The 6,722-nt window shown below is 45.6% G+C and carries 9 protein-coding genes and 1 tRNA gene; 6 read left to right on the top strand and 4 right to left on the bottom strand.

Annotated elements, in window-relative coordinates:
• The 4 genes from JHD69_RS18570 to JHD69_RS18555 form a co-directional block, all read left to right on the top strand.
• A partial coding sequence (locus JHD69_RS18570) for a hypothetical protein (RefSeq protein WP_199141838.1) occupies positions 1 to 673 on the top strand: 673 nt, incomplete at its 5' end.
• A 3-nt stretch (positions 674 to 676) separates the two neighbouring features.
• Positions 677 to 1,168, top strand: a complete 492-nt coding sequence (locus tag JHD69_RS18565) for a metallophosphoesterase family protein (protein ID WP_199141837.1) — start codon at positions 677 to 679, stop codon at positions 1,166 to 1,168.
• Positions 1,169 to 1,192: 24 nt separating this feature from the next.
• The gene (gene fbp / locus JHD69_RS18560; protein WP_199141836.1) at positions 1,193 to 2,269 is read left to right on the top strand and encodes a class 1 fructose-bisphosphatase; all 1,077 of its coding nucleotides are present in this window, start codon (positions 1,193 to 1,195) and stop codon (positions 2,267 to 2,269) included.
• 81 nt (positions 2,270 to 2,350) lie between these two features.
• Positions 2,351 to 2,863, top strand: coding sequence for a DUF2911 domain-containing protein (locus JHD69_RS18555; protein WP_199141835.1), 513 nt, complete (start codon positions 2,351 to 2,353; stop codon positions 2,861 to 2,863).
• 48 nt (positions 2,864 to 2,911) lie between these two features.
• Here JHD69_RS18555 and JHD69_RS18550 read toward each other — a convergent pair whose 3' ends face one another.
• Both JHD69_RS18550 and rnhA read right to left on the bottom strand, forming a co-directional pair.
• Complete coding sequence (locus JHD69_RS18550) at positions 2,912 to 3,694, bottom strand: tetratricopeptide repeat protein (protein WP_199141834.1); 783 nt, start codon at positions 3,692 to 3,694, stop codon at positions 2,912 to 2,914.
• Positions 3,695 to 3,699: 5 nt separating this feature from the next.
• Positions 3,700 to 4,173 carry a ribonuclease HI gene (gene rnhA, locus JHD69_RS18545; RefSeq protein WP_199141833.1) on the bottom strand — a complete coding sequence of 158 codons (474 nt, stop codon included), beginning with the start codon at positions 4,171 to 4,173 and terminating at the stop codon, positions 3,700 to 3,702.
• Positions 4,174 to 4,321: 148 nt separating this feature from the next.
• Here rnhA and JHD69_RS18540 point away from each other — a divergent pair, with 148 nt between their 5' ends.
• The gene (locus JHD69_RS18540) at positions 4,322 to 4,792 is read left to right on the top strand and encodes an acyl-CoA thioesterase (RefSeq protein ID WP_199141832.1); all 471 of its coding nucleotides are present in this window, start codon (positions 4,322 to 4,324) and stop codon (positions 4,790 to 4,792) included.
• Between the two features lie 131 nt (positions 4,793 to 4,923).
• Positions 4,924 to 4,999, top strand: a tRNA-His gene (locus tag JHD69_RS18535).
• 315 nt (positions 5,000 to 5,314) lie between these two features.
• Here JHD69_RS18535 and JHD69_RS18530 read toward each other — a convergent pair.
• Both JHD69_RS18530 and JHD69_RS18525 read right to left on the bottom strand, forming a co-directional pair.
• Complete coding sequence (locus JHD69_RS18530; RefSeq protein ID WP_199141831.1) at positions 5,315 to 6,475, bottom strand: alpha/beta fold hydrolase; 1,161 nt, start codon at positions 6,473 to 6,475, stop codon at positions 5,315 to 5,317.
• A 43-nt stretch (positions 6,476 to 6,518) separates the two neighbouring features.
• The coding region (locus tag JHD69_RS18525) for a hypothetical protein (protein ID WP_199141830.1) at positions 6,519 to 6,722 on the bottom strand (204 nt) is incomplete at its 5' end.

The following is a 6,722-nucleotide window of genomic DNA, read 5'->3' as shown; positions in this document are numbered from 1 at the left end:
CCCCCCCCCCCCCCCCCCCCCCCCCCCCCCCCCCCCCCCCCCCCCCCCCCCCCCCCCCCCCCCCCCCCCCCCCCCCCCCCCCCCCCCCCCCCCCCCCCCCCCCCCCCCCCCCCCCCCCCCAAAAAACCCTTTTTTTGTCGTGGTTCGTCGGCAGCGTCAGATGTGTATAAGAGACAGGTTTAAGAACGATTCGCTGTTTGCAACTTTGGGAAAAGAACAGTTATTGCTTAGGCACTACCATTATGATGTGTTTAGTATAAGTGGGATAGATAAAAATGGTAAAATTGATACCGCCACAAGCGATTTGCGATTTAATTTTGGCAGTGGGTCAGATGGCAAGATCGAAAATATAGCTATACCGCTCGAGGCGGGCATGAAACCCATTGTGTTTGCCAGCAAGCCAAGAGTGGTTAATTTAAGTAAAGACGCTCTAAAGGGATACATTGGGGAATATGGCAATGGAACAAAAGTATACCTGAAGGAAAACGTCTTATATATTTATGTGCCGGGCCAGCCAGAGTACGAAACCATTTCAGTGGGCAATAATACCTTTAACATTAAAAAATTAAAAGGCTATAGTGTAAAATTCGAAATGAAAGAGGGGGCAACTCATGCGTTGTCTGCTTCGTTTATACAGCCTAACGGTACGTTTAAAATGGTACGAAAAAACTAACAATTGAAAAAAATAGGCCTGCTTTCTGATACCCATGGCTATCTAGACGAAGCCGTATTCAAGTATTTTGCCGACTGCGACGAGATTTGGCATGCCGGCGATTTTGGTCCGGATGTGGCCGGGCCTTTGGCGGCCTTTAAGCCCTTGCGTGGCGTGTATGGCAATATCGACGATAAAACCATCAGAAGCGAATTCCCGGAGCACCTGCGTTTTAAATGTGAGGACGTGGATGTTTGGATGACCCACATCGGTGGCTATCCGGGGCGGTATTCGTCTTTTGTGAAGCCTGAAATTTACACTAAGCCTCCAATGCTTTTCATTACTGGGCATTCACATATTTTAAAAGTTATGTACGACGAAAAAATCAAATGTTTGCATATAAATCCTGGTGCGGCCGGAAAACACGGTTGGCATAAGGTAAGAACTTTGATTCGTTTTTGTATTTCGGCAGAAAAAATCCATACCTTAGAGGCCATAGAATTAGGAGTTAGATAACGTAAAATATACACTAAGCTGAATATGTCCGGTATAAAAACATTAGGTCAATTTATAATTGAAAAACAGGCTGATTTTCCATACGCCAAGGGTGAACTTTCGAGGCTGTTGAGGGATATCGGCATTGCAGCCAAAATCGTGAACCGCGAAGTGAACAAAGCCGGTCTGGTAGATATTCTGGGCGATGCAGGCACGATGAACATCCAGGGCGAAGGCCAGAAAAAGTTGGATGTGTATGCCAATGAACAATTTATTTCGGCTTTAACCAGCGGAGGCGAGTGCTGCATTGTGGCTACAGAAGAGGAAGATGACTTTGTGCCGATTGATTCGCCGGTTTCTAAAAATGCCAAATACATCATCTGTATCGATCCTTTGGATGGTTCCTCAAATATCGATTGTAACGTGGCTGTGGGGACTATTTTTTCGGTATATCGCCGGAAATCGGTAGAAGGCGATGCCACCATTAGCGATGTGTTGCAAAAAGGAACCGAGCAGGTGGCCGCAGGCTATGTAATCTATGGCTCCTCCACCATGATGGTGTATACAACGGGCAAAGGCGTTAATGGTTTTACGTTAGACCCATCCATCGGCGAGTTCTGCCTATCGCACCCGAACATGAAAATTCCGGAAGATGGCGTGATTTATTCGATCAACGAAGGCAATTACGTACATTTTCCCGATGGTGTTAAAAAATATTTGAAATATGCGCAGGTGGAAGACTTGGCTACGCGCAGGCCGTATACCTCTCGCTATATTGGTTCTATGGTTGCCGATATCCACCGTAACCTCATCAAAGGCGGTATTTATATCTATCCCACTACGGCGGCCTCGCCAAATGGCAAGTTGCGCCTGTTGTACGAGTGCAATCCGATGGCCTTCATTATTGAGCAGGCTGGTGGCATGGCTTCAGACGGATTGAACCGCATCCTCGATATCGAACCGACCGAACTGCATCAACGTACCGCTATTTTTATCGGATCGTCCAAAATGGTTCAAATGGCCGAAGCGCTTATGGCCGAATATTCGCCAGTAAAGCCGCAGGCAGGTCAAAATACAGCAGCAAAACTGGAGCAGCTGGGCATCGTAGGGGGTATCGACTGATAAAGGTGAAATTAGCTGATTTGCTTTGCGTCAATTACTGGTTGTAAATATTAAATTCGTAATTAAAACATTGTGTAAATTATGAAAGCAATCCTTAAATCAATTCCGGTGCTTCTTGCGGTTTTCATTTCGGCAAACGTTATGGCTCAAGACACAAAACCTGCGAGCCCAAAGGCATCGGCAACAGGCAAAATCAAAGATGCAACCATTACCATTAATTACAGCAGCCCCTCGGTAAAGGGCCGCAAAATTTGGGGTGGACTAGAAGCCTATGATAAAGTTTGGCGTGCAGGGGCAAACGAAGCCACTACCTTCCAAACCGATAAAGACATCAAGGTTGAAGGCAAAACCCTGCCTGCCGGCACTTACAGTTTCTTTTTAATTCCGAAAGAAAATGGTGTCTGGACGGCTATTTTTAACAAAGAAGCCAAGCAGTGGGGTGCTTTTAAATATCAGGAAGCCCAAGACCAGCTCAGGGTTAATGTAAAAACAAAAGCCTTGAGTACTACCCAGGAAAGGTTGGAATACAAGATCACTGGTAAAGGATTTTCTATGGACTGGGACAAGATTTCGGTTCCTATTTCTATAAAATAGTCAAAAGTACAAAAAGCCGTGTTCAACTGGGATGCGGCTTTTTTTTGCTCATTTGAGGGATAGGAGTTCCCTGATCGATTTCCTTAGCCAGCCTGCGTTTCTTTTGCGGAGGTATCGAGGCAAGAGCCTGATTTCGCTTCTCACCGCCTGAAACTGTTCCCGGGCATCTTCTTTTCGGTTTTGTTTTTTTAAGAAAAGTCCGTAATAATAACGTGCCTCTAAAGAATGATGGTTGCGGATGACCTGTTGATAACCTTTGTTGGCCAATTCGTTTTCGCCGTTGCCTTCCTGCGCGCGTACATAAAGCAGTTCGTCTTCCACCATGCTTATCCTGGCTGTGTTTTTGGCGTAAAGCTGATCAAAATAGGTTAGACTCTCTTTGTATTGCCCATTGTAAAAATACTGCCTGGCTAGTTGCAGCAGGATGGCCGGATCGTCGCTATAGTGGCCCTGCAGGCAGCTTTGAGAGAGTTCGATCGCCTTGCCATATTGCTTCTGGTTGGCATAGGCGTTAGAAAGGCCAAGTTTGTTGGTAATGCTGTCGGCAATCTGTACTTTTCTTTGCCATTCGTTAACTTCCTGGTTGGGGAAGAAGTACTTTTTTAGGCTTTTAGAAAAGTTGCCATTGGTAATTTCGGGCAGCAGCTCCATGGCAAAGTAGATGACAAAGCCAATACCCGGCAGGAATATCAAAAGATAAAGCCAGTTTCCACGGCCAGTTTTAAGGGCATGGATAATAGCCAACACTTGTAAAACAACAGCTATATAATAATAGTCGTTCCAGTAGGCAAACATATTGAGCGAGTTAGATTTGCCGTTGAAATTAAGCAATAATTTTAAAGTAGCGAAGTGCTGTTGCGCTCGGCTTCAAAAAAAGCGTCGATTCCCATTGCGCTTTTGTTTTGCGAGGCGGCGACGGCCAAGCGATCGCAACGTTCGTTTTCGGGATGTTCGTTATGGCCTTTGATCCAGGTAAATTTAACCTGATGCAGCTTGTGCAGGGCGAGGTATTGCATCCAAAGGTCTTTGTTCTTTTTGCCCTGAAAGCCTTTTTTTACCCAGCCAAAAACCCAGCCTTTCTCTACCGAATCGACCACATACTTGGAGTCCGAAAAAATCATGACCTGCTGTCCGGGGCTTTTCAGGGCTTTCAAACCTACAATAACAGCGAGCAACTCCATACGGTTGTTGGTGGTTAGCCTAAAGCCGCCACTAAGTTCTTTGTAATGGGTGCCCGAGCGCAAGATTACGCCGTAGCCTCCCGGACCAGGATTGCCGCTTGCGGCGCCGTCTGTGTAAATTTCTATCATGCAGTTTGGTAAGCTTTATTTTTTAGCCGGTTAAGTTTCAATGCCGTTTAATTGCATTAAATTAGTGCTGTTCAAAGTGCCCAAATATAGGAATTACGGTTAGTTTAGCCTTTGAAATGTTGGTAAAACACAATAAAATAAAAGATTTATGGAGAAAAATGCAGTTACTTTTCGGTTTTTAACCGAGCCCGGCGACGTGAATTTTGGCGGCAAGGTGCATGGTGGCGCCGTTATGAAGTGGATAGACCAGGCCGCTTATACCTGTGCAGTGAATTGGAGCAGCCGATACTGCGTAACGGTGTATGTAGGCGGTATTCGATTTGTTAATCCTATCCTGATCGGCGAAATTGTGGAAGTGAACGCCAGGATTATTTATACAGGTCGTACCAGCATGCACATCAGCGTCGATATTAATGCCATTAATCCTAAAACCAAGGCCGAAACCAAAGCCATCCACTGTATCATTGTATTTGCGGCCATTGACGATGAAGGCAAAACGGTGCCGGTGCCAGAGTGGGTGCCCAAAACCGAAGAAGACAAACAGTTGCACCAATATGCCATTAGGCTGGCCAACATGCGTAAGGAAATTAATGAGGAGATGAAGGCTTACTTTAGTTAGTTAGTTGGTTGGTTGGTTTGGGTAGATTTCATTGATTTGATTTTTAATGCTTTAACGCTGAATTTTTGCTAATTTTCAAAATTATTTGACAGCAAACAATAAAATAGTACCTTTGTAGCTCGAAAAAACACGGTGGTTTTAGCTCAGTTGGTTAGAGCGCCTGATTGTGGTTCAGGAGGTCGCCGGTTCGAGCCCGGTATTCCACCCTTAAAGAGATGATAAATTTTGATCATCTCTTTTTTTATTTTCTCTAATTCTTTGTGGTCAATGTTTTCAAATGCTAATTTTTAGCTTGTAAAGCGGTTCGGGATTTTGTGTTTTTATTTAACCCTCGATTTCTGATTGGGGTTATAATTATTGCTTTCAATAATGCTGCAAGTCTTTGCTATGAAATACAAAAAATCTAAAATCTTCTTTGCCTGATCCTCATTTGCCAACGCCCCTGAGTTTTTAAAAGCAGCTTTAAACCTAGTCTGATTGGTATGCAAGCGCACCTACTTTCGGCCAATTTTCGCCTTTTCTTTAACGGATGTCCAAAAACTCCAGGATGAGCTGATTAAGTTGGTTTGGTTGTTCAAAAGGTACGTAATGGGTTGAGTTGGGAATAATCTGGAGCTTAGCTTGGCTAAGCTGAGCGGCAATGAATTTGGTATGCTCAGGTTTGATGACGTCATTGCTTCCCACAATAACCAATACAGGATTGTTTATCTGTTGCAACTGTGCTGCGGTAATGTGTGGATGCGTCAGCATCAGGCTGATCAATCTACTGTTCTTAGAAAGATCTTTGGCATCAAGTTGGTTTTTAAAACTCACCAACAAACTATCGTTTATACCTGAAGGGTCTAAGTTGGCGCCAATGGTTACGATCTTATTGATGGCCTCAGGGTGGGCTAGATTAAAGCTCAACGCAGTATTGCCTCCATCACTCCAGCCTACTATACTTACTTTTTTCAATCCCATTGCGGTAAGCACCTGATATAGGTCCTGCGCAAACGAATCATAACTATAAGCCCCAGTAGAGAGATCGGTACTTCTGCCTTGTCCACGGGTATCGATGGCAATCACCCTGAAATGTTTCGCAAAGACGGGAATCTGGCGATAGAAGTCCGCTATACTTCCATTGTTGCCATGCAATAGGACCAAAGGCTCGCCACTGCCATATTCTTCGGTATAAATTTTGGCATCGCCCAAATCAATGTACCTGCCCTTTTTATTTTTGCCATAGCCGCTTTTTGAGGCTTCATGTTTATATTGGTAATAATTGGCAAGCTGCTTTATTGCCGAGCTTTCGGTTGCTTCGCGTTTCAGCGTAGCACCCGCTTTGCGGTCTTCCTTGTTGTATTTAAGTTCAAGGTTGGCAATGAACGTGCCGGCATTGCTTTCCCAATTTCCTTGGCTCTGGTAACGGAAAAGCAAGTTTTTCGATATTGTTTTTTTTGCCGAAACGCCAAAAACAAAATTATTGCTGCTATCGGGGGCATGTGCTACAAGTTGGAGTGTGATGGCAATCTGATCCATTCCCTCAAAACTGAGCTGATAAGGTGCAAGATCTATATGTTGCCAACCTGTAGAACTTGTGCGGTAGGTAATGTATTTGCGCATTACATTGCTATCGGGCAAGTTGTTTTTAACCGCGTACATATTGAGCTTCAAAGTGATGGAGGAGAACTTCGAGCTTGGCATGATATAGAAGTTATAACCTTTTAATATGGTTTGGTCATAGATTTCAAAGATACTTCCCTGTTCTATTGCTGTCTCTTATACACATCTGACGCTGCCGACGAACCACGACAAAAAAAAGGGTTTTTGGGGGGGGGGGGGGGGGGGGGGGGGGGGGGGGGGGGGGGGGGGGGGGGGGGGGGGGGGGTGGGGGGGGGGGGGGGGGGGGGGGGGGGGGGGGGGGGGGGGGGGGGGGGGGGGGGGGGGGGGG

This window comes from Pedobacter sp. ASV12, assembly GCF_016429155.1.
Classification (GTDB): Bacteria; Bacteroidota; Bacteroidia; order Sphingobacteriales; family Sphingobacteriaceae; genus Pedobacter.
Note: the sequence above shows the minus strand (reverse complement) of the source record. Positions and strands in the feature narration are given on the sequence as shown.